21 protein-coding genes and 1 pseudogene are annotated in these 22,078 nt (G+C 65.8%); 12 read left to right on the forward strand and 10 right to left on the reverse strand.

From position 1 onward, the window contains the following. Nucleotides 1–2 precede the first annotated feature (2 nt). The 3 genes and pseudogenes from ASC87_RS12555 to ASC87_RS33755 all read right to left on the reverse strand — a co-directional run. Nucleotides 3–950, reverse strand: coding sequence for a TRAP transporter substrate-binding protein (locus ASC87_RS12555; protein WP_056661862.1), 948 nt, complete (start codon nucleotides 948–950; stop codon nucleotides 3–5). A 362-nt stretch (nucleotides 951–1,312) separates the two neighbouring features. Further along, nucleotides 1,313–3,241 (reverse strand): TonB-dependent siderophore receptor, encoded by a 1,929-nt coding sequence (locus ASC87_RS33750; protein ID WP_056661866.1) that lies wholly within the window; start codon nucleotides 3,239–3,241, stop codon nucleotides 1,313–1,315. Nucleotides 3,242–3,252: 11 nt separating this feature from the next. Next, nucleotides 3,253–3,866, reverse strand: a pseudogene (locus tag ASC87_RS33755) (TonB-dependent receptor plug domain-containing protein); the annotation flags it as partial. A gap of 476 nt (nucleotides 3,867–4,342) precedes the next feature. Here ASC87_RS33755 and ASC87_RS12565 point away from each other — a divergent pair. Next, nucleotides 4,343–4,690, forward strand: a complete 348-nt coding sequence (locus ASC87_RS12565) for a hypothetical protein (RefSeq protein WP_056661869.1) — start codon at nucleotides 4,343–4,345, stop codon at nucleotides 4,688–4,690. Nucleotides 4,691–4,842: 152 nt separating this feature from the next. Here the strand turns inward: ASC87_RS12565 and ASC87_RS12570 are convergent, their stop codons facing one another. Both ASC87_RS12570 and ASC87_RS12575 read right to left on the reverse strand, forming a co-directional pair. Continuing rightward, a complete protein-coding gene (locus ASC87_RS12570) occupies nucleotides 4,843–5,772 on the reverse strand; it encodes a winged helix-turn-helix domain-containing protein (protein WP_082568589.1) in 930 nt (309 codons plus the stop codon). Nucleotides 5,773–5,774: 2 nt separating this feature from the next. After that, nucleotides 5,775–6,662 carry a response regulator transcription factor gene (locus ASC87_RS12575; protein WP_056661875.1) on the reverse strand — a complete coding sequence of 296 codons (888 nt, stop codon included), beginning with the start codon at nucleotides 6,660–6,662 and terminating at the stop codon, nucleotides 5,775–5,777. 235 nt (nucleotides 6,663–6,897) lie between these two features. On the opposite strand from ASC87_RS12575, the gene ASC87_RS12580 reads away from it, so the two are divergent. Together ASC87_RS12580 and ASC87_RS12585 are read left to right on the forward strand one after the other, a co-directional pair. Next, nucleotides 6,898–7,383 (forward strand): sigma-70 family RNA polymerase sigma factor, encoded by a 486-nt coding sequence (locus ASC87_RS12580; protein WP_056661877.1) that lies wholly within the window; start codon nucleotides 6,898–6,900, stop codon nucleotides 7,381–7,383. A 25-nt stretch (nucleotides 7,384–7,408) separates the two neighbouring features. Then, nucleotides 7,409–8,362, forward strand: a complete 954-nt coding sequence (locus tag ASC87_RS12585; protein WP_056661880.1) for a FecR domain-containing protein — start codon at nucleotides 7,409–7,411, stop codon at nucleotides 8,360–8,362. A gap of 64 nt (nucleotides 8,363–8,426) precedes the next feature. On the opposite strand, the gene ASC87_RS12590 is transcribed toward ASC87_RS12585, so the two are convergent. Beyond that, entirely contained in the window at nucleotides 8,427–9,845 is a 1,419-nt protein-coding gene (locus tag ASC87_RS12590) for a helix-turn-helix transcriptional regulator (protein WP_157604004.1), read from the reverse strand. Nucleotides 9,846–10,046: 201 nt separating this feature from the next. Then, entirely contained in the window at nucleotides 10,047–10,877 is an 831-nt protein-coding gene (locus tag ASC87_RS12595) for a hypothetical protein (protein ID WP_157604005.1), read from the reverse strand. 347 nt (nucleotides 10,878–11,224) lie between these two features. Between ASC87_RS12595 and ASC87_RS12600 the strand changes: the two genes are divergently transcribed. From ASC87_RS12600 to ASC87_RS12615, 4 genes are read left to right on the forward strand one after another with little or no spacing between them, the layout of a single operon-like run. Further along, the gene (locus ASC87_RS12600) at nucleotides 11,225–12,859 is read left to right on the forward strand and encodes a hypothetical protein (protein WP_056661890.1); all 1,635 of its coding nucleotides are present in this window, start codon (nucleotides 11,225–11,227) and stop codon (nucleotides 12,857–12,859) included. Nucleotides 12,860–12,910: 51 nt separating this feature from the next. After that, complete coding sequence (locus ASC87_RS12605; RefSeq protein WP_056661892.1) at nucleotides 12,911–13,291, forward strand: HrpB1 family type III secretion system apparatus protein; 381 nt, start codon at nucleotides 12,911–12,913, stop codon at nucleotides 13,289–13,291. Nucleotides 13,292–13,300: 9 nt separating this feature from the next. Further along, a complete protein-coding gene (locus ASC87_RS12610) occupies nucleotides 13,301–13,795 on the forward strand; it encodes a GNAT family N-acetyltransferase (protein ID WP_056661895.1) in 495 nt (164 codons plus the stop codon). Next, nucleotides 13,777–14,547 (forward strand): hypothetical protein, encoded by a 771-nt coding sequence (locus tag ASC87_RS12615; protein ID WP_056661898.1) that lies wholly within the window; start codon nucleotides 13,777–13,779, stop codon nucleotides 14,545–14,547. The genes ASC87_RS12610 and ASC87_RS12615 overlap by 19 nt, the downstream gene beginning before the upstream one ends. 95 nt (nucleotides 14,548–14,642) lie before the next feature. Here the strand turns inward: ASC87_RS12615 and ASC87_RS12620 are convergent, their stop codons facing one another. The 3 genes from ASC87_RS12620 to ASC87_RS12630 form a co-directional block, all read right to left on the reverse strand. Further along, complete coding sequence (locus ASC87_RS12620) at nucleotides 14,643–15,215, reverse strand: GNAT family N-acetyltransferase (protein ID WP_162255153.1); 573 nt, start codon at nucleotides 15,213–15,215, stop codon at nucleotides 14,643–14,645. A 104-nt stretch (nucleotides 15,216–15,319) separates the two neighbouring features. Then, nucleotides 15,320–16,030 carry a lytic transglycosylase domain-containing protein gene (locus tag ASC87_RS12625; RefSeq protein ID WP_235582156.1) on the reverse strand — a complete coding sequence of 237 codons (711 nt, stop codon included), beginning with the start codon at nucleotides 16,028–16,030 and terminating at the stop codon, nucleotides 15,320–15,322. Then, nucleotides 16,030–17,568 carry a class I SAM-dependent methyltransferase gene (locus ASC87_RS12630; protein WP_056661904.1) on the reverse strand — a complete coding sequence of 513 codons (1,539 nt, stop codon included), beginning with the start codon at nucleotides 17,566–17,568 and terminating at the stop codon, nucleotides 16,030–16,032. The genes ASC87_RS12625 and ASC87_RS12630 overlap by 1 nt, the downstream gene beginning before the upstream one ends. A gap of 271 nt (nucleotides 17,569–17,839) precedes the next feature. Between ASC87_RS12630 and sctC the strand changes: the two genes are divergently transcribed. The 5 genes from sctC (at nucleotide 17,840) to ASC87_RS12655 (ending at nucleotide 21,808) form a co-directional block, all read left to right on the forward strand. After that, nucleotides 17,840–19,726 carry a type III secretion system outer membrane ring subunit SctC gene (gene sctC, locus ASC87_RS12635; RefSeq protein WP_235582157.1) on the forward strand — a complete coding sequence of 629 codons (1,887 nt, stop codon included), beginning with the start codon at nucleotides 17,840–17,842 and terminating at the stop codon, nucleotides 19,724–19,726. A 20-nt stretch (nucleotides 19,727–19,746) separates the two neighbouring features. Beyond that, nucleotides 19,747–20,772: an HrpD5 family protein gene (gene hrpD5, locus ASC87_RS12640; protein WP_056661910.1), complete on the forward strand. Its 1,026-nt coding sequence runs from the start codon at nucleotides 19,747–19,749 to the stop codon at nucleotides 20,770–20,772. Nucleotides 20,773–20,799: 27 nt separating this feature from the next. Then, on the forward strand, nucleotides 20,800–21,063 hold the full coding sequence (locus tag ASC87_RS12645) for a hypothetical protein (RefSeq protein ID WP_056661914.1): 264 nt from the start codon (nucleotides 20,800–20,802) through the stop codon (nucleotides 21,061–21,063). Between the two features lie 15 nt (nucleotides 21,064–21,078). Beyond that, entirely contained in the window at nucleotides 21,079–21,495 is a 417-nt protein-coding gene (locus ASC87_RS12650) for a hypothetical protein (protein ID WP_056661917.1), read from the forward strand. A 109-nt stretch (nucleotides 21,496–21,604) separates the two neighbouring features. Beyond that, nucleotides 21,605–21,808: a hypothetical protein gene (locus ASC87_RS12655; RefSeq protein ID WP_056661920.1), complete on the forward strand. Its 204-nt coding sequence runs from the start codon at nucleotides 21,605–21,607 to the stop codon at nucleotides 21,806–21,808. Nucleotides 21,809–22,078: the final 270 nt, after the last annotated feature.

Consider the following 22,078-nt stretch of genomic DNA (forward strand, 5'->3'; position numbering starts at 1 on the left):
GACTAATTCGCCAAGATCGTGAACAGGTCGTGCCGCGTGGCTGCGTCCTGGAAATACTTGGCGTACAACGGTTGCATTTTCGTTACGAGCGGGCCGTAGTCCTTCGACACCGCGAACTCGGTGCCCTGCTTCAAAGCGGCTGTTCGCGCCAGGTCCACCCTGGCCTTCCACAGCTCGCGCATTTTTTCGGCCGACTGGCGGCCCGCGGCCAGGAAGACCTTCCGGTCTGCCTCGGAGAGCTTGTCCCAGGCGTGCACCGACATCACGAGGACTTCGGGACTGACCAGGTGATTCGACAGGTACATGTGCTTGGCCACCCCCATGTGGCCGGCCGATTCGTACGCGGGCAGGTTGTTCTCGGCGCAGTCGATCCGACCGGTCTTGAACGCGTCGAGCACCTCCTTGTACGGCACGACCACCGGCGTGGCATCGAGCAGCTTGACCATCTGGATGGCCATCTCGGATTGCTGCACACGGATGCGCAGGCCTTGGAGGTCGGTCGCCTGGCGCAGCGGCTTGTTCATGCAATAGAAATGCCGCGCGCCCCCGTCGTACCAACCGAGCACCACGTAGCCCGAGTCCTTGAGCTTCGAGGCGAACTGCAGGCCGAGTTTGCCGTCGAGGTGGCGAAACATGTGTTCGGAATCGCGGAACAGGAATGGCAGCGTGAGCACCTTCGCGCCCGGGGCCGCCTCCGCGAGCGGCGACAGGTTGAACTCGGCCAGGTCGATCTCTCCCTGCTTGACCATCTGGACCGCGTTCGCCTGATCGCTGGCGAGCACGCCGTTCGAGAACACCTTGACCGTGTAGCGGCCGGCGGTTCCCTGGTTCACCGCCTCGGCGAAACTCTCCATCGCCAGGCTGACCGGATAGCCATCCGGGTGCGTGTTCCAAGCGCGGAACTGGGTTTGCGCCCGAACAGGGGCCACGGCGAGCAGCGCGAACAACACGGCAGCGGGCGTCCAGCACCGATACGCGCGCAAGCGACCGTTCGGCCGTTTCCTCTGAATCTGCATGAAGTGTGCGGCGAGAGGCGAGAAGACACTGCCGCGGAGAGACGAGACCGTTCAGGTCGGACGCCCCAGGGATCCGCATGTCAGCACGCGCACTCACCATCAGAATGCCCATTCGGGCGGGGACCAGATGCTCGTTGCGAAGGCGCCCGAAGTCATGACGAACTTGCGACCGTTCCATGACTCGGGGGCGCGGCCAACGGGAATGGGATAGCGCCCAGGACCCTGCCGCCGCGTGATCGTCATCGCCCGTTGATCCTCGAGATCCGATGCCTCGATGGAACACGGCACCGGGGCCGTCATTCCCCGAAAACCACGACCACACCCAGACTTCGTCCGGGCTGCAACGGGACGTACCCCTGCGTGGAATAGGTCCCGTAGAGCTTGCGATCGAAGAGGTTCTGGACCGACACGCCAAACGTCCACGGGCCGGTCTTGCGCGTCCAGGACAGGTCCGTGCGCGCGCCCCCGGGCAACCGCAGAGACGGAGTCTCTCCCAGCCCCGGCGAGATGGACCACATCGATGAGAAGGCGCGCAACGCGAGGCCCACGCTCGACGCCCGCACCAGGGTTTCGGGCAGGCGATAGCGTGCGAGCAGGTTGAGGGACCGTGCCGGAATGCCGCTGGCAGGGACGGTATACACCTGTGCCCCCTCGACGCCGGTGCCCGTATCCCGTGCACGAACGGCGGTGAGCCCCAGGCTCATCTCCAAGGCCGGGGCCACGCGCCCCTTCAGCTCGATTTCAAGACCGCGCACCTCGCGTCCCGGGTACATGAAGTTTCCGGACAACGCTTCGGAATAGGCCACCTGGTTCAGCTGCTGCAGACGGAAGGCCTCCAGTGTCAGCGCCAGGCGGTCATCGAGCAGGTCGAACTTCACGCCGGCCTGGACCTGGCGCATCCGCGGCGCGCGCGCCATGCTGCCGTCGAAGAGTTGCACCGGATCGGCCGCGATGTAGTCCCAGGCCACGATGGATTGCCAACCGCCATAGACCGCCGCGAACGAGGTCACCTGGTAAGCCAGGCCCACATCCCAATTGAAGGCCTTCGGCCACTTGTACGACTGCTCAGTGTCGCTCTGGCCATCCGTCCAGGACAACACATCCCGCTCCGACATGCGGCTCTGCTGCACGGCCAACCGGGCACTCGCGTTCCCCCAGGAAAGCTGATCCTGGAGCAGCAGGCCACGTCGCAAGGCGCTTTCCGAGCTCGACGGTTGCAGCGCGAAGCGGTCGCCCTCGTCGGGCGTATCGGACAACACTGTCTGCCCAGGCTGAAATGTTGCTGCATCGACATTCCACCACGCGGATCCGCTGTCCCAGATCGATCGCGAGCGCTCCACGTCGGCCGCCACCATCAACTGGTGGTTCACGGGCCCCGTGGCCACGTCGCCGACCACACCGGCCTGCACACTGGAGAACCGGCTCGCCGTGCGCTGCAACCCCAGGACCACCGCCGGGAACGGCCCCTCCCAGTACACGTGGCGGCGCACGTCACTGCGCACGGTTTCCCGTCGCATCTTCAGGGTGGTGCGCCACTTGGGCGAGAAGCGCCATGTTGCGTCAAGCTCGATGTCTCCGGCATTCGACAGCGTTCGGTCCTCGCTCGAAATCGCCGATGCCTCGCCACCGACCCCCACGGCATTCCCTGAATCGGGGGACACGAGGATCTGGCTTGCCCTGGCCGGCACGTCGCGCCGCCGGTCGCCCTGCACGGTCAGCGTGACCTGCACATCGTGCCCGCGATGGGTCAGCACACCGAGCAAGCCGCGGCTGTTTTGCCCGTCGTAACCTCCGTCGGTGTGTCCCGATCGGCTGCCATACCCGACCAGGCGCCAGTACGTCTCGGGGGCGAGAGACGCGCCAAGGTCGAAACTCGAGCGCAGCGTGCCGTCGTCGCGAGAGGACAGGCCCATGGTCACGGTGTTCCGATGGTCGGGCTCTGCCCGCTTGCGGATCAGATTGATCGTGCCTCCCGGCCCCCCGAGCGCGGCGGTGCTACTGATCACCCCGTTCGGACCTTTGAGAACTTCGATGCGCTCCAGGGTTTCGCTGTCGAGCGGCAGTTCATCTCGCACGGTGCGCATGCCGGACACCAGGAGCAGGACAGGAAAGCCCCGGATTTCCAACGACGGCATCATGCCGAGCGAAACATCGTAGATCTGCGCCGTCACACCGGGAACGTGAAGCAGTGCGTCGGTGCTCGTCTGCGCACCCTGCAGATCCATGGCATCTCGCNATGCCGAGCGAAACATCGTAGATCTGCGCCGTCACACCGGGAACGTGAAGCAGTGCGTCGGTGCTCGTCTGCGCACCCTGCAGATCCATGGCATCTCGCGTCACGACCGACACCGCTTGTGGCACCCGCGACAACACCGTGTCTGTGCGCGTGGCCGTCGAGGCGCTCGGCGCCAGGAGCCCGATGTCGGTCGGCGCGTCGGCCGAAGCGCTCACCTGCACGGTCGGCAGGGTGCCGCCATCGGACGTTGCTGGTTCCGGAGAACGACCCAGGGCTGACGGCGGAGCAGCCACGACCGTCACCGCGCCGTCCGGTTTGACATCGACCGACAAGCCGGTGCCGAGCAACGCCCGCGCGAGCGCCTCCTCGAGCACGAAGCGCCCCCGGATCGGCCCGGCCGAATGCGTGCCGACAAGCTCCGGCCGGAACGACACGATCACCCCGCTGCGCCGCCCGATCTCGATCAGCGCGGTACTGAGGGCCCCTGCGGGGATATCGAAATCCAGTTCTTGCTGGGGAACTGCCGCTTGCGGCACACGCAGGCACAGCGAGGCCATTGCCGCCACGACGATTCTTGCAGTTGCCATTCGAAGTGCTGGCGTTCGTGCTCGCATGTCCGTGTTGTTCGTCGATGAGGGAGGGCAACGCGCGTTCTATCGCGAAGGTCTTGTCGGCAAGTGTCTGACAGGATGACCCGGTCCAAAAAGACAGAAAACCGCGAGAATTGCCGCAGACTGAAACAAAAATTGAACTGGTTCGATCAAGACGTTGGCTCGGAACAAGCCCTCAACCGGCTGGTGAGTTCGAACGAGTGGCGCAGGTCGCCCGCCTCGTCGATGAACCGCGCGCCTTGCGCGGCGCAGAAGCCGGCCGGCCGCTCAGTGCGGAGTCACTGCCGGTGCATGCGCACGGAGCCTCGGCTTCAGATGCCGACTGCTCGCATTGGCGGGCTGCTGGCTCGACTTCGGAAGTGACCTCCCGGGCAGTTTTCCGCTCGGCGGCCTGAACGCTTCAGGCCTGGTACTGGCCAATGGCAGCGACACGCTCGGCGTGGACAGTGGCGCCACCAGTTTCCTGGCTGACTTGCCGTGTGACCAACAGCACCGGCACCATGGGTTCGGCGGCCGTGAGCAATGTGGCGGTGAACTGCACACCCCTCCGTACGGCGGCCTCGTTCCACTACCCGTCCGGGATAGCGGTCGATGGCGGCGGGACGCTCTACGTGTCGACCTACGGCGGCAAAACAATTCGCAGGGTCACCGCGGTCGGCGTGGTCACGACCTTCGCGGGCACGGGAAGCCTTGGCGGCACCGACGGCACGGCACTCGCAGCGTCATTCAACGGCCCCATCGGCCTGGCCCTGGACGCCGCGGGCGGCACGCTCTACGTCGCGGATTCCGACGGCCACAAGATCCGCAGGATCAGCAACACGCCCTGATGGCGCTTTCGAGCGTGCCCGAGCAGCGCGCCAAAAGGCGGCCGATCTAGGCGCGAAGCGGAGCCATAGCTCGGGCTATGGCGAGCATTCGCAACGACGAGCGGGCGTCTTTTGGCGTGATGAGCGGGCATGATCGAAAGACTCTCAGCCTCTCAGTCCAGTCCGACCGAGAACATCGCTGCTTCGAGCGCCCAGACCAGGAGGCGGCTCAATGAAATGAGGTCAGGCCCACGAAGGCGATGGAAGGCCACTTGCGGCGCGATGCTGTAGTCCAGCACGTACTCCGAGCCCTCGCGTGCAACCACCACATGCACCACCTGCCGAACCTGCAGCAGCTCCCGCACCACGCCCACACGCTCTTCCACCTGACACGGCCCGGGCAGCGTACCCAGTGCGCTCAGCAAGGATGCCATCGGGGGAACGCTCACACGGGAGCCCTCGCTCAATGACTTGAGCACCATGGACATGAGCCCCAGTTCGATCCAGTCCATCTCCGGCTGGCCCGTCTGGTTCTCGAAGGGCAGCAGCGCCAGGGAGACGGTGCCGGGCCGCATGGGGGGCCTGACGAACAAGGGCGGCACGGGCGGTGTCACACGGCCCGTGGGCGCATCGATCTCACCGATGAATCGGTAGCCCACGCGCGGGACCGTACCGATCAAGGTGGGCACCTCGCCGCGATCGCAGATGGCCTGGCGCGCTTTCATGACCGCACGCGCGATCACGCCCACCGACACGAACTGGTTCTTCCACACACGGTCCAGCAACTCGACCTTGGAGACAACGCGTGCGCGCTGCTCGATCAGGAACACCAGCACGTCGAACGCCTTGGGCTCCACCAACTGCACCGCACCATCGACAAGCAACTCTCTGCGTGCGACCCGAAGCTCGCATCGCCCGAACCGGTACACCCTCTCCTGTCTCACCGCATCTTTCACCGTCTCTTTTACGGGCTCCTGCGCCGTCCGTTGCGACGTCCGTTGCGCCATTCCTTGCCTGGACTCGGTCCACCCCTGGACCAGGATAGCGCCATCCCATGGCGCGTCCGCGAGCACCGCTGACGAGTAGATTTCATGGAGGCTCATGGTCAAGCGGCCTCCTGCGTTTCAGCCGAACCGATGTCAGTGGAGCCGATCCTTGCCTCAGGCGGGCAAGTGAACCGCAGGTCCCGCTCGTCGCCGAATGCCATCCGCATTTCACAGGCAAAGGACGGCACCGCGGGAGCGAGGGTGGGGCTAGGCGGGCGCGGTCGTTCGCCCGCACTCGGACGGGCTGCCACGGAGCCGCTCATGCCCGAGCCCTGGGCGACGAGATCCAGGCGGTATCCGATGCCATAGACCGCGTTGATCTTGAGCGCCGAGCAGGAGGCATCCGGCACCAACTTGCGGCGCAACTTGTAGATGTGCTGTTCCAGCGTGCGCTTGCACACCTCGCTGGACCGGCCCCACACGCGGGCCGACAGGCTGGGCGCGCTGACCACGCGGCCAACGTTCGAGAACAGCACCCACGCCAACGCGAACTCGCGTGCGGTGAGGTTGATCTCCACACCGTCGCGCAACACCACGGAGGTCGCCTGTCGAAGCGAGTAGGGACCCACCTCCATGCCGAGCCTGACCGGTGCGCCGCGCGTTCCGACACGCGCCCGCAGGCGCGCCAGGAGCCCCTCCACCGAACCGCTGTATTCCTCGTAGTCGGTGGCGCCGTGCTGCAGCGCCTCCGACATGCCGAGCCCCGAAGCCCCGCCGACAACGACGACCGGCACGGCCCCGGCCATGCGCATTTGCAGCACGGCGAGCCAGTCGATGAGGTCGGTGTCGGAGTCTTCGAGCAAAACTGCCTGGAACTCGCAACGCCTAAGTAATTGCAACAGGCCGTCGACAGACTGCACTGGTACCATTTCCACGCCGCGGGAGGCGAGTTCCCACGCAATGGTGGCTTGCTTGGCCTTGTTGACGAACAGCGATGCTAATTTCATCCGATCCTCCACTCTGGACTAAATGGCAAAAATTGCGCTCCCATCTCGTATGTGGAACGAGTCGGCCAAAGTGACAGCGACCACGCAAAAAAAAATGACGTCAGGCGCTCTCCCCTCCCAAGCAACAGCGATCCGCCATGACAAACGTCGTGCCATCTCGCCATGCCTGCCCCCTTCACGTTACTCCCAGCCCGCCCGGCGGGATGCCCCCTTGATGCTGTGAGTGGGTAAGCAAATGCAAGCCCGCCTGCACCACATCTTTCGCGAGCACTACACTTGGCTGCGCGACAAGATGCGCCGGCACACCGGCAATCCCCACGGCGCGGAAGACGTCGCGGCTGAAGCGTTCTTGCAGCTGGCCGAGCATCGTGCGTTGGAAGAGGTGCGAGAGCCGCGAGCCTTGCTCGCGACCATCGCCAAGCGCGTGCTGTTCGAGACCTGGCGCCGGCGGGACCTGGAGCAGGCCTACCTGCAGACGCTGGCGGCGGCGCCTGAGCCCACCTACCCCTCTCCGGAGGAGCGGGCGCTGGTGATGGAAGCGCTCCTGGCCGTGGATGCTGCGCTGGACTCATTGCCCGCCAAGGCCCGGCACGCATTCCTGCGCAGCCAGCTCGACGCCGTGACGTATGCCGAGATCGCCCAGGAACTCGGGGTCTCGGCCAGCATGGTGCGACAGTACATGACCCGGGCGCTCTCGGCCATCCTGGCCGCAACCGCCTGAAACGGCAAGAGGACGACACATCGCAATGGCCAGCCTGAATCTTGACCCCCATGTCGCGAAGGCAGTGGAATGGACAGTGTTCCTGCGCTCGGGCGAAGCCGGACCGGCCGAGTGGGCTGCCTACGCGGATTGGCGCTCGAATGACCCCGGCCATGAGGCAGCGGCCCAGAAGCTCACGCGTGCGCTCGGCCCTCTCGAGCAACTCCGGAGCCAGGGCGTGCCGAGCGCGGCGCTCCAGACCGCCACCTCTCGCGCCAGCAGGCGCTCCGCCCTGCGCTCCATGCTGACCTTTGGCGCCGTCGGCACGACCGCCGGGTTCCTGGGCTGGCACGGCGCGCGCGAGTACGGCTTGTTGGCAGACCGGTCCACCGGCATCGCGGAACGCAAGGAAACCTCGCTGCCTGACGGCAGCACACTGCTGCTCGACGCGCGCACGGCCGTCGACCTCGCGTTCGACCAGACACAACGCACCGTGACGCTGCGCCATGGCCGCGTGCTCGTCGAGGCGCTCGACCAGCCAGACCGCCCGCTGATGGTGCGGACACCCTTCGGCCAGGTGCGGGCCAACGGGGCGGCCCGGTTCGTGGCCCACGCGGACACGCAACACGCGCAGATTGCCGTGCTCGGCGGCAACGTGACGGCCACCTGCCTGTCGGGCGATCAGGCACAAGTCTCCGAGGGGAGTCGCGTCTGCCTGAAGGCCAACTCCAGCCCGATCGTGGAATCGAGGCATGGCAACGAGGCGCTGTGGACACAAGGCCTCGTGGCACTGGACAACGAACCACTCTCCGTGCTGGTCGCCGCCTTGCAGACCTACCGCCCCGGCGTGCTGCGCATCGACCCCAAGGCCGCACAAATCCGCATCAGCGGCGTTTTCTCACTGGACGATACCGACAGCACGCTGCGTGCGTTGGCGCAAACCCAGCCGGTACACATCGTCGAACGAACGCGGTACTGGGTCACCATTTCCGCCGCGTGAGCGAGCGCCCACCGGGCCGTGCCACCGGCCAGGCGAGGCCCGATGGAATCGGCCCCCGCCGCGATCACCGTTCGGAAGTCCGCGCGTCCACGTTGCCGTGCAACGTCTGCATCGGCGTCTCATCGAACTGTTGCCGATAGTTGTGAACCAGCGTCGAGCGGTTCTTGATGCCCCACCTCGACGCCACCTCCAGCACGCCCTCGGTGCCGCCACACTCGCGCAGATCGCCGTGGATGCGCTCCATGCGGCGCGTGCGGATCAACTCGGCGGGCGTCATGCCCAAGTGGGCACGAAAGGCCAGCTGGAGGGCTCGCTCGGTGACGCCGACATGGGCGGCGGTCTGGCGCACCGACAGATGCTCGTCGTTCAAGTGGTCCATCACATACTGATAGGCACGGCGGTAGCGCAGCGGCAGGCGCATTCTTGCGGCGTCACCCTGCCCTTCCTCTGCGGCCATCTGCAGGAAGTGGGGCGTCTTGCCCTGCACGTTGTTCATGAGCGACTGCACGGCATGCTGGGTGTGAAGACGGTACAGCCGCAGCGCGTCGAGGTGGCGCCCGTGATGCTGGTGCAGCCTCGCCAGGCAGTACTGCAACTCCACCGCATACCGGCTCCGGTGCACTTGCTGTTCATTGAAGGTGAGCTGCGCCAGCACATCTCCCGCTGCCTGCATCGCACCGCGGCCGATGAGCATGAGCGCGGCCTCGACACGCGCGTGCGTTTCCATGCCGGTGATGCGCCGCTCACGCAACCACGACAGCCCCTCGTTGACGTGCGCGGCAGCAGTGGCGCCGACGCAGTCTTTCGCCAGCAGGCGCTGCAGGTGGCGCAGCCGGAGTGCCACCAGGGGCGCCTCCCCATCGAAGGCCCCGGCCGCGGCCCCGAGCTGCTGGTGCAACACATCATGCGCCACGGACTCGCCGGTGCCGTCGCGGTACATCGCGCACAGCGCATGATCGCCCAACGACTCACCGGCCCGCTCGCGCTGCAGCACCGACAACTCCAGCGCAATGCAGTCCACCAATTGCCCGATGCGGCCATCGGCCAGCGAATCGCTCAATTCCCTCGCGACATCCAGGGCCTGCAGCGCCGCGCGGCAATCGCCGGAGCGGTGCATCGCCACCGCCGCGGCCGCCATCGCTTCAACGCGCACATCATCAGGTGCCTGGCGCTCATTGGCCACGGCATTGAAACATTCCAAGGCACGTGCCGGGCGGTTCAGATGCAGCATCAAGGCGCCCTGGTCCAACGAACCATGCCAGCGCACCATGTGCCGCGAGATGCCTTCGTAGACTTTCAGCTGGCGCTGAAACAGTTCCTCCGCTTCTTCCTCCCTGCCGCAGGCCAGCATGGCGCGCCCGAGCAATTGCCCCAGCAGCGCACGCTCCCTCCCCGGGTCGGCCCCGCCCTCGGCCTGCTCGAGGCGTTCGTGTCCCGTGCGCAGCGCGCCGGAGAGGTCGCCGTCAAGGATGCGGCGGGTCAAGCTGTGGTGTGCCTGGGCAGCACGCAGCGACGTCAAAGCAAGTAAAAGCATGAATACTCCACAATTTCCAGCGATTGGCGTTAGCGTTAGTGACTGAATTTCATGTTAGGTAAAGTTGTCTTTGCTGTGCCTCACAAGCTTTCAACGAAATCCTCACCAATCCTCTCCGGATTGCTCTTCGTTGCCACAAAGGGTTGGCCGTCAAGCCAACGCCATGCCGGCGTCCCAGAGTCCCTGCCTGCGGAGTAACCCGAATGCCGTCACCGTCGCGCGGGTCTCGTCCACTGCGCCGGTCAGCAGCGCGCGCACCACGGCCTTCGCGCCCACGCGGCGCGCGAGTTGTTCGGCTGGCGGGGTGAGCTCGAGCCCGGGTTCAGTCAGGACATAGCGCGTGACGCAACGCGCCGCCGCCAGCAGCGCGTGGGGCGCTTCCGCCATCACCGAATCGGCCATGGCCGTGCCCGTCAGCACGGGCTGCTGCTCGAGCCACGCCATGAAGTGTGAGGATTGCGCCATGGCGACCACCCCATGCACAGCGGCCGCGGTGATCTGTGCAGTACCGGCATTGAAGAAGCGCGAGGTGTCGACCACGAGGCGTTTGCGCCCCAGGTCGAAGAACACCGGCAGCGCATCGGGCTCGCCCAGCACCCCGGTCGCACTGAGCGCCAGTTGCTGGTACGCACCAGCATCGACGTAGGCCTGGTCGAAGCGCGAATCCAGAAAGAGGTCCAGTTCGCGGCCATGGGGCGCACCGCGTCCCTGGAGCAATTGATCGAGCCTGAACTGCATGGCCTGCAACGCGAAGTAGCGCCGGGTCAGCAACGTGTCTCCGCCGTCGAACGTGCTGCCATCGCTCTTCCACACGACCCCCACGTCAGTGCTGAGTTCGTGCGCACTGCCGGCCGGATCTCCGTCGGCCAGCGGCGGGTACATCAGCGAATGACGTTTCAATGTCAGCGCAGCACGATCGAGTAGAGGCGCTGGCTGTGCCGGCAAGCCCGGCTCGGCGCGGAGGTGCATGGCAGAGGGCATGGCGATGGTTCCGTTGGTTCAGTGATGCGCGAGGATCGACGACCAAGACGCACCACGTCACATCCGATGCGAATTGCCATCGCCGCACGCGAAGCGCCATGCGTCGCCACCGGCATGGCCACGCAAGATGAACACACGTGGGCATGCGCCGCAGCCGGCTTCGCGTTGCCACACGGCTCCGCCGCCTTGCTTCGCATAACCCGACGCCACATCGCACCGGACACCACCGCCGGCACCCAACGAAACGACATTGAAGGTCCTGAAGTCGCAAGGCCTGCCGAATGGACGGTGCCCCCTTGCGAACTCCCAAGGGCCTAACCACATCTCTGACTTAAGGAGTCTTTCTCATGGGTGCAATCAAGAAGGCGTTCAAATCGATCGGCAAAGTGCTCGAAGGCGTCGGTCAGTTCGCCAAAGGCCTGGCCACCCTCGACCTGAAGGGTGCCGCCGCCGGCCTGAAAAAGGTCGCGGCCGGCAGCATGGACCTCGCCCGCGAGGCCATCAACCTCACGCCGGCGGCCTTCGCGGCGAACAAGTTATTGGACGGGGCACTGGACAAGGTGCTGAAGAAGGCCCAGAAGCTGGCCACCAAAGTGACCGACTCGATGGTGGACAGCGTCGAGGGAGGCTTGAGCAACATCAAGAATGGCGTTATCAACACCGCGAAGGGCATCGCCAAGGGCGACCTCAACCAGGTGCTCAACGGCATCAAGGACTTGGGCCTGGGGGCGATGGAAACGGCATCGAACTTCGGGCCGGGCGGCATCGCGAAGAACGTGGCCCGCCTGGCCGTCGATTCCGTCGTCGACATGGCGGTCGAGAAGACCACGCAGGTCGCCGCGAAGGTCCTGGACCCCAATGGCACGTCCAAGCTCGGCGGCATGGCCGTGGACATGATCGGGAGTGCCACCGAGACCGCGATGACCAGCGGTGGCCGCCGCGGGCGTGGCGGTGACGGTGTCGACATGCCCGACCGGCCGAACGACCCACGCCGGACCGACACGCGCGACAACGACGCATGCGATCCCAACACACGCGACATCGACTCGCGTGACAACAACAGTGTGCGGCGCAACGTCAGCGACGACATCTACAACTCGGCTGCCGACATGGTCGAGGACATGGCCCGCGACGCCATCCAGATGGGCGTCAACGAACTCACCGGGCAGCTCGAGAAGCTGTTGAATCCGAACGGCACGTCGCAGGTGGGCTCCACCGGCACGAACATCGTCAGCAATGCGATGGAAGACGCCGCGAACGACGCCGTGACCAACCGCCGCGACCGCGCTGACGCCGACCGCGAGGCCCGCCGCAACCGGCAGACCCAGCAGAACCAGCAGACTCGGGAGAACCAGGAGAACCAGCAAACCCAGCAGACTCGGGAGAACCAGCAGACCCAGCAGACGCAGGACACCCAGGGCACGCCAGAGAAGCTGCCTGGCACCCGCGATGCGGTGAAGGACGCCGTTCACAACGCAGTGGACCAGGCAATCCAGGCCGCACTCGACGCCATCATCCAGAAGGCTCTCGACCAGTTGGCGCTCAAGGACCCCACCGGCTTGGCAGCGCTGGCCGGACTCAAGTCCGAGAACCTTCCCTCCAGCACGTCCTCGCCTGTCGCAGGGGCAAACCGTGGCGCGCAGATGCGCCAGCAAGTGAAGGAACAGATGCGCGAGCGGATCGAAACCGCCGTCCGCACGACGGTCGAGAACGCGACCCAGACCATCACCGACGCCGCGATGCAGTACGGGGCTGACGCCCTCAAGAACCCGGGCAAGGTGAGCTCCGACAGCCTGAAGAATGTGGTGCAGGACACGTTGGGCAAGGTAGTCGACCAGGTTGCCGGCGCCGTGGGCGGGGCCATCAACGAAGCCGCAGCCAAGGGCAAGGAACTCGGTCTTGATAGCAACCTGAAGACCCGCAACATCGAGATCGTGCACCAGTCCGTCCAGCACGCCGATGAAGTGCGCATCCGCGCCTGACGCCGAATGCAAGCATCCCCAACAACGCACCGCCCCTTGGAAGGCCAAGTCATGGAAGACCCGAACGCTCTTGCAACATCGATCGCCACGCTAGCCACCGCGCTCGTGGAAGCCATCAGGGACAACCGGCTGGATGAAGCGGAAGTCCTGCTCGAAGAGTTGAACACGCTGGATCCCGATACGGAGGAACACCTGATCTTTCCGGTGCTGATCGCGATCCAGCGCGGCTGCATCACCGAAGCACTGCAGTATCTCAACGGCCTGGGCGAGGACGCCCATCCGGAACTCAAGGCGCTGTGCCTCAACATCCTCGGCGATCCGACCTGGCACTACCACGCCAACACCGCCCTGCAGAGCGAGGACTCCTACGTGCGCGAGGCGATGGAAGAACTGCTGGAGATCGCGCCCGAGCCTCAGGAAGTCGCCGCCTAGGAGCACGCCATGCTGAAACTCACCGAGAAGGCCGACCTGGCCGTTCTGTACGAAGCGGATGTCGCCCGTTACCGGGCGGCATCCGAGGACCGCTTCACGCGGGCCGTCACCAAGGACGTGTTCACATCGTTCTACGCGACGTGCCCGTCGATCGGTTTCGAACAAGACGGCCAGCCCATCGGCGGGATCATCTTCGACGGCGAGGAGGCGCACATCGCGGTGCTTCCGAGCCATCACGGACGTTGGGCGCTCCTGCTCAAGCCGGCACTGCAGTGGCTGTTTTCGCTGAAGGACGAGATCCTCGTCGAGGTCGAACGCGACAACGACCGCTGCCTCGCCTTCATGGATCGCCACGGTTGGGAGCGCGTTCGAGAGCTGCCGGACGACATCGTCTACCGGCTCGTGCCTCAAGGAGGCACGCGCAAGACCGCCTACCAGGCCGAGCTCCCGCGCCGGCCTCGCCCACACTCGATGGAGGTTTCATCATGCTTGCAAACGCACTGACGCCCACCTGGTCCCTCGTGCCGCCGGCCCTTCAACCCGTTCGGCGTTCGACCACGCCGAACGGCGCGAAGCAGGCCGTGTCGCTGCGGCTCCATTCGCTCGTCGATCCGCCGGTCGAGGGCAACGACATCCACCTCAAGGCGTCCGGGGTGTGGGTGTCGAACGACGAGTTGCCGCAGATCGGCGCGCGCGAAGTGACGGCACGGCACCTGGCGCTGCAGGGCCTCCTGCTGAAGCTCGAGTTGCTGGCCGGCTCCCATGGGCCACAAGCCAATCGGATGCTGCGCCGGATGACGGAGGGACAACTGACCCACGTCTACGCCAGCAGCGCCGACTTCAAGCACCTGGTGCGTGAAGTGCCCTCGTCGGAAACGCACCTGGCAGCGCCGGCCGCCTTCATCGATGACGCGCGCGAGTGGCTCGTCGTGGATGCGCAGCAAGCCTTCGCGGCCATGTCGGCGCAACCCTCACCGGCATTGATCACGTCGCTGGCACACTTGGCGGAACCCTCCCCGTTCGAACGCCGGGTGTTGGCCCTGAGTGACGATCTGCGCGACGCCCGCGCATCGCTGAACGCCCTGCTGCTGGACACGGCTCGCAAGGTCATGCGACGCCAACTCGGAGAGCCGGGCATCACCCTGTCCGGACAGGCGGCCGAGCTGGCCCAGCGCCTGGGCGAGGTCAACCTCGTGCACTGGCTGCTGGTGGATTTGCCGCTGCACCTGCCAGCGGTCGAAGCCGGTCGCCGGTAGCGCAGGAGTCCGGTTGTCGGAGAACGGAAAAGGCCCCTCGGGGCCTTTTCCATTCCTGCCGTTGCTGCCGTTGCTGCAGTTGCTGCAGTTCCTGGTCAGGCAGGTTCATCCAGAAGCGTGGGCACGGCCTGCCGTGCGGCGCCCGCTCCCGGGGCGGCGGGCGCCGGCGACTCGAACGCCTGGAGAATCCCGACCCAACTGCCGGACGTGAGTTCCGTCTCATGGTAGTTGCCGCGCGTGTAGGCGGAGATGGTGGCCCGCCAGAACGCCTGGGCCGGGTAGTTCAAGGCGAACTGCCCCAGCTGCCAGCGACCGGGAAACAAGTCGAAGAGGCGCACGGCCGCAGCACGCCCCAGCCCGAGGCGACGGTACTTCTTCATGATGAAGTACTGCTCGAGCCAATGCTGGCCGCCCGGCACCTTGACTTCGTCATTGACCAGCGCGAACCCTGCGTACTTCGAGTTCACCAGGATGACGTAAGGCTTGCGCGCCGGAGCAGACCAATAGCTGTCCAGCTCGTAGCCGAACTGGCCCTGCTCGTCGACGTCCTGATCCCAGACGTCGGACAGATCGTGCTGGTACAACTCCAGCATGTTGAACAGCGCGCGTCGTTCAGAAGGGGCTGCAGGACGGACCTCGAAATCTACCGGCGGAGTTGACTTGTTCATGGAACGCTCGATGAATTGAAGGAACTGGAACTCGGGTGAACAGGGCGGCATGCTCGAGGACTGGACGGGCCATGCGGTGCGGCCGGCGGATTCCTCGCAGTGTCTCAGCGGCCGTCCGGATACAGATCCATGATCTTGCGCACGTACTCGCGTGTCTCGCGATACGGCGGCACCTGGTAGCCGTACCGGATGACGGCCCCCTCCCCGGCGTTGTAGGCGGCCAGGACGAGTTCGGTGCGGTTGCCGAACTGCTCGCCCAGCACCCGCAGGTAGCGCACGCCGACGTCGATGTTGACGGCCGGGTCCAGCAGGTGCTCGGGAGACCTCGCCCCGAAACGGGCTCCGGTCGCCGGCATCACCTGCATCAGGCCGAGTGCACCTTTCGGGGATCGCGCACTCACCGCAAACGCCGATTCAACCTGGATCACGGCCTGCACCAGCTTCGGATCGACGCCGTGGCGGTCGGCGGCGGATTCAATGAGGTCCCCCAGACCGGACGGCAGCGCCTGCGACACGGTGCGCCGCTTCGGAGCCGTGATGACCCGCACCGGCGACCAGGTGCGAACCGGGTCGAGGAAGGGATCCGGCTCGTTCGCTGCGGTGAAGGCCACCCGCGTGCAGTCCGAAACCAACCCCGGGAAACGTCCGGCGAGGTTCTCGCTCACCTGGCGGGTGGAACCGTCCAGCAGCCTGCATTCATAGCGGGTCATCGCCACGCCCTCGGTGCCGACGCACAACACGGCCCAGGCGACCGCTGCCCGGCGCAGCACCGTGGCGCACACGGTGCGGCGCCCCGCGCCTGCTGCCTCGCCCATCACATCACACCCAGTCGGCGCAGCAGCGGTGCCTGATCGGCGAGGAAGCTGCGCGAACCCTCACGCAGGTAGGTGATGCTTTCCTCATCGCTGCCGTGCTCGCCGTCCGGGCGCTTCACGCGCCACCCTTGTGCCGCCAGGAGTTCCCACATCGCCTGTGCCATCCGAGGTGCGTCGGTCACCCCTTGCTTGCACAGGCCGATCTGCAGCGCCGCCTTGTGGGTCCAGGCGGTGGCCTGGCCGGTCACGCTGCTCACGAGCACGCGCGAACCCTCTTCCGGCGGGCGGGCCATCGAGGCCGCGTTGAAGCGTTCCACGCTGGCCCGCGCGGCGTCGCGCAGGGCTTCGGGCAGTGCAGGTTGCACGTGGCCCGTGCCGCACAGCAGCATCAGGGCATCGATCACCTGGCGGCTGCCCATCGCGGCCACGGCCGGTTGCTTCAGCAGATCGCGCACGGAGGCAGCGCCTTCGCTCAATGCATCCAGCAAGACCGCGCATTGCGCCGCATCGGCCACCGCGGTGCCCCCGGCACGCAAGGTCGGCACACCGACGCCGCTGCGCGGCGAGACCAGGGCCCAGCGGCGGTCCAGGCGCCGCGCCTCGCGCTCCTGCGCGCCGAGGTGGAAGGCTCCCCGAACGTACAGATCGGCGCGGAAGCCCCGGTTCAAATGGTAGTCACGCAGGGTTTCCCGCATGACCGGATCCGCGATGGTGCCCAACTGGCCCAGAGCGTCCTCGGACAACCAGGCAGCGTCCACGTGGTCTTCCAGGTGCGCGGAGACCGCATGGGACAAGCGCGCGGCCGACAGCTCCTTCGCGACCTCATGGAAGTACTGCGGGTGCCAATCGGGGTTGAAGTACTCATGCGCCACATAGCGCGGATCCGACTGCTCGACCATGCGCAGGCGCGCGGGCACCGACGCGCTCGATTCGAAGTACTTCGGCTGGCAATCGCCAAAGGCCTTCACGAACCCGAGGGCCTGCTGGACCCGGTCTTCAGACGGCAGGTTGGGCGGGCTCATGCGCCGGGCATGCAGGCTGAACAGTTCCCGCAGCGGCATCGCCGCCGACCAGCCCGGCAAGGCGTTGTGGCTGACGTAGACCACGCCACCAAGCTTCAGGCGCTTGGCGATGAACTCGACAATCACTTGCCGCAAGGCCGGCGACACCCAGGAGTAGATGCCGTGCAGCACGATGAAATCCATCTGGGGCAGATCGCGCGCCATCATCTCCTCGAAGCTGTCGTCGAACACCTCGACGTTGTCCAGGCCCGCATCGCGCGCCGATTCGCGGGCATGCGCCGCTTGCCTGGCGTTGAAGTCGTTGCCGAAGAAGCGGATGTTCGGGAAACACGCGGCGTTCGCCAGGAGAGACACACCGAAGCCCATGCCGAGTTCGCAGTAGTTCAACGGCGTGCTCAGGTCGGGGGCCCTCAGCCCTTTCATCTCCAGGGCCGTGGTGATCATCGTGGGGGACAACGCGGCGTAGTAGCCGTTCGTGTACGGGACGTCTTGCACGGAGTGGTCGGTCGAATTCATGGGGTGTCCTTGTTGGCGGGCGAACGCAGCCCTGGCTCGGCTGCACTGCAGCACTGGCATTGCAGCCGAGTCGGCCGCCTCGTGGGCGCGCAAGTCGAAGCGATGAACGGGAATGCGAACCCCGCGGACCTCTGCGCACACATCCCGCGTGTGGATGCCGGTGCCGCGCCGAGCGCCTTCGCCAAAGCCGCATCGGCTTCGCATGGCGTGTCGCGGCCGCTCCCCGTGCCCCCTACGCTTGCCTCGCCAACTAAACGATTCGGAGTTCCGCTTGAAAAGCCACCACGACACCCGGCTCATGCCTCCCAACGCGATCCGCCGCGTTCACGGCCGCGCGCTGACGGCGCTGGTGCTCGCACTGGCGGCCGCCGGGATGTGCGATCCCGGCCGGGCACAGGGCCCGTCCTCCGCCTCGAACGAACCTGGCATGCCGGGGAAAGTCATCGACAGCAAGGGCCGCAGCGCGGCGAACTTCCTCAAGGTGGCCCACAAGACCCCGCAACGCTCACTGAGCAACGACAACTTCGTGTACCGCGCCGACGGCAAGCGCCTGGTCGACGTGTTGCAGGACTTCGCCGCCAGCCAGGGCGTGCCGGCCGTCACGGCCGAAGGCCTCGACGGCATCGTCAACGCGAACTTCAACACCAAGCCCGAACTCTTCCTCAAGAGCATCGCCAAGGCCTACAACATCATCTGGTACCACGACGGCACCGCACTGTACTTCTACCCCGGACGCGCGATCGAAAGCCGGATCTTCCGGCTCAAGGGCTTCCGGCGCCAGGAGTTGCAGAACCTGCTGCGATCGCTCGACCTGGACCAGGAGCGCTATCCGCTCAGGTATGACGCCGCACAGAACACGCTGTTCGTCTCCGGGCCGCCACGCCTCGTGGACCTGGTGTCCTATGCACTGGAGGCCCTCGAGGCGGGCGTCACGGAAGGCGCCGGCATGACTGTGCGCGTGTTTCCCCTCCGGTTCGCCTCGGCAAGCGATCGCGTGATGGGCGAAACGAACATCCCCGGCATGGTCACGACCCTTCGAGGCCTCTACGCGTCGTCGGGCAACAACAGATCCGGTCCCGCGGGCGAGCCAGGCCTCGATGCCAAGCAGGAGGCCGACACGAGCAAGAAGGCCGTTGCGATGATGCCGCAGCTCCGGCCCGGACAGTACCTCTCATCCGCGAACGGTCGCACCGACCGCAGCGAGCGCCCCGCGCCGCGCCCCGTCGCGCAGGCCCCAGATCGCGATGACGTTCCGCCGCAGTTCGAGGCGGACGAAGGCGGCAACGCCGTCATCGTCAAGGGCCGCGCCGACCGCATGGCCGACTACGAGTCATTGATCAAGCGACTGGACCAGAAGCCGCGGCTTGTCGAGTTGGAGGCCACGATCATCGAGGTGAACTCAGACAGCGTGGATGCTCTCGGCGTCAACTGGCAACTCCGGGGCTCACGCGGGTCGTTCTCGATGGGCGCGCCACAGAACAGCAGCGTGTTGACGGAGGTAAATTCGTTCACGCTCGGCACGGTCATCTCCAACGCCGGACGCGAGCTGCTCGCCCGCGTCAATGCGCTGCAAGGCGAAGGCAAGGCCCGCATCCTGTCCAAGCCCTCGGTGCTGGGCGTTGCGAACCGGACGGCCGTGATGCGCGAGAAGCGCGTGGCGAGCGTGCGAGTGGCCGGCAACAAGGAGGTCAGCCTGTTCCAGGTGGAGGCCGGCACGCTGCTGGAGATGACGCCACAGGTCACCTACAGCGACGGCGCCAACAGCATCAAGCTGTCACTCTACATCGAGGACGGGAGCTTCGAGACCGGCTCGGTCGACCAGATCCCGATCGTCAAGAAGACGGAGATCCGCACCGAGGCCCACGTGCTCGAAGGCGAAAGCCTGTTGATCGGTGGCATCACCGTCGAATCGGAGCAGACCCATCGCGGCGGTGTGCCCGGCCTGTCGAAGTTGCCAGTGCTGGGCGGCCTCTTCCGCACCCGCGAACGCCAGAGCCAACGCACCGAACGCCTGTTCCTGATCACGCCGCGCCTGATGGACTCAGGCGCAAATGCCCGCATCAGGGCCCTGACGGCGCCCGAAGCGCCCGTCGCACCCGCCGTGCCCGCACCCGTTCGCGACGTTCCGGCCCAGTCGCCGACGTTTGCGCCGAACTGATTCCAGGAGGTTCGCAGACCATGAAGCAGCTTCGCATCCTGACCGGCCAACATGCCGGCGTCTACGTAGAGTTGATCTCAACGCGCTATCTGATCAGCGCCGATGACATGGCGGACATCCAGCTCCTCGACTGGACGTCCGACCCGGTGATTCTCGAGGTGGGGCCAGATGACATGATCAGCATCGCAGCATCGTCCACGCAAGCCGGTGACACGCCGTCCGGCGCGGCCGCGGGCTTCGAGGACTTCATGCCGAAGCGTTTCGGCGATATCGTGCTCTGCGTCGGCGCCGCGAAAGCACAGTGGCCGTCGACCATCGATCTGATCGAACGGCTGTCGCTGCCGGTCCTGTCGGACGCCCTGCCCGCGGCACCCCAACGCGCCCCCCGCAGCCTGAAGCGCCGCGTGCTGCCGGTGGCCCTGGGCCTGGTGCTCGTCACCGCAGGGTTCGGTGCCGCCGTGGCGAACCTGAACCAGAATGCGCGTGAAGCCGCGCTTGCCACCGGCCAGAACAACGGCACGGCCGAGCCGCTGAAGGTGCGCATCGACCGGGCCCTCGCCGAGATGTCGATCGGTGGACTCGAGGTGGTGCAAGGCGCCGACGGCGTCACCGTCAGCGGCCTGCTCGACGGACCATCCGAGGCGCACGCGCTTCGCCGGCGACTCGATGCGTTCGCCCCCGAGCGCGTCGTGCATGCCTACGCGTCGGCCCCCGAGATCGCCCAGAGCATCGCCGAAAGCCTCTCTCAACCCGGGCTGAAGGTCAGCTACCGGGGACAAGGCACCTTCGTCGTCACCGGCGAGTCAGCGAACGTCGAGCGCGTGCGGGAAACCGCCGGTCGCGTGGCCAACGACCTGGCACCCCTGGTGCGCCACATCGAAGTGGCCGCCACCGCGGCGCCGCCGGCCGATCTCAAGTCATTGAGCGCGCTGATGACGTCCGACGAGCTGCAGTACGTGCAGACGCGTGACGGCGTCAAGCACCTCTCCGTTTCCTCACCGGCCGATGCCGACACCAGCGAGGCGCTCACCGCGCCTCTCCCGTAACCCGTCCGAAGAACTGATCTGCACATCATGAACGATCAAATCGAACAAACGATTTTCAACGACCTCTCGAACCTCGAGAAGGCGCTCACCGAGGACCCGACCGGTGACCGCGCACGCGCCATGGTGGCCTACTTCGGAGAGGTTGCCCGGGAAAGCGCCTTGATGCTGAACACCACCCAGGTGGAAGGCGAGCGCCAGCTCGTGACGCAGCTGATCGAAGCGTTCTATGCGTCGCAGCGCGTGATCCGCAAGGTCTGGGAAGCGTTGCACGGCAACGCCCTGGCCGTCTGATCCGAGGAGACTCCCATGGCTGACAAACCGAGCCTGAAGCGCGACCCCGGCAAGTACCCGGTGATCTACCGCAACCTGATGAGTGTCGGGCTGCTGGGGGTGATCTACCGGGTCGGCGAGGATGCCCAGACCATCAACGACGCAGTGGAAAGCACCTTGATCGAACCCGGTTCGTTCTCGACCTACTGCGCCATTGCATTGGCGATGGCGGGCCAGACGGAGTACGCACGCAACGTGCTCGGCGGCCGTGTCGAGGAACACCCGCAGGACGATGAGGCCAAGGTGGCCCTCGCCGTTTCACTGCTGTTCGGCGGTGACCCGGGCTGGCGTCGCTGGGTCGACAACGTGCTGGCCACCAGCACCGACCAACCCACGCGCCAGGCTGCGCTCGGTGTGCTGTCGTACGTGAATGAGCAACGGTACGCCCATTGAACATCGAATCCGGCAAGGCGGCCTCGAGGCCGCCCTGCCAACCAAACGAAGACCACGCAGTGTGGCCTTCATCTTGCGGGAAACCGCACCAACTCACCAGGAGTGAACCATGAGCACCGGAAAAGCTGACGGCGATACCCAGCGCCTGATCAAACTTCAGACCCAAGCTTCCGAGAACAGTCTCGCACTGGCCGAAAACGCCGTCGAGAACAACAAGCGGCAAGCCAAGGCCAACTGCATCCAGGCCGCTTCCGAAATGGAAGCCAAGGCCAGCAGCAAGAACGCCTCCGAGTCGACCAAGGGTCTGCTCTGATCGTCGAATCGGCAGCCGGGATGACCGACTGCCAAACCCATGGAGACCACGCAGTGTGGTCTCCACCCCGCCAAGAAAACCGCACCAACTCACCAGGAGTGAACCATGAGCACCGGAAAAGCTGACGGCGATACCCAGCGCCTGATCAAACTGCAGACCCAAGCCTCCGAGAACAGTCTCGCACTGGCCGAAAACGCCGTCGAGAACAACAAGCGSCARGCCAAGGCCAACTGCATCCAGGCCGCTTCCGAAATGGAAGCCAAGGCCAGC

The sequence above is a fragment of the Rhizobacter sp. Root1221 genome (assembly GCF_001425785.1).
In the GTDB taxonomy this organism is placed as follows: Bacteria; Pseudomonadota; Gammaproteobacteria; order Burkholderiales; family Burkholderiaceae_C; genus Rhizobacter.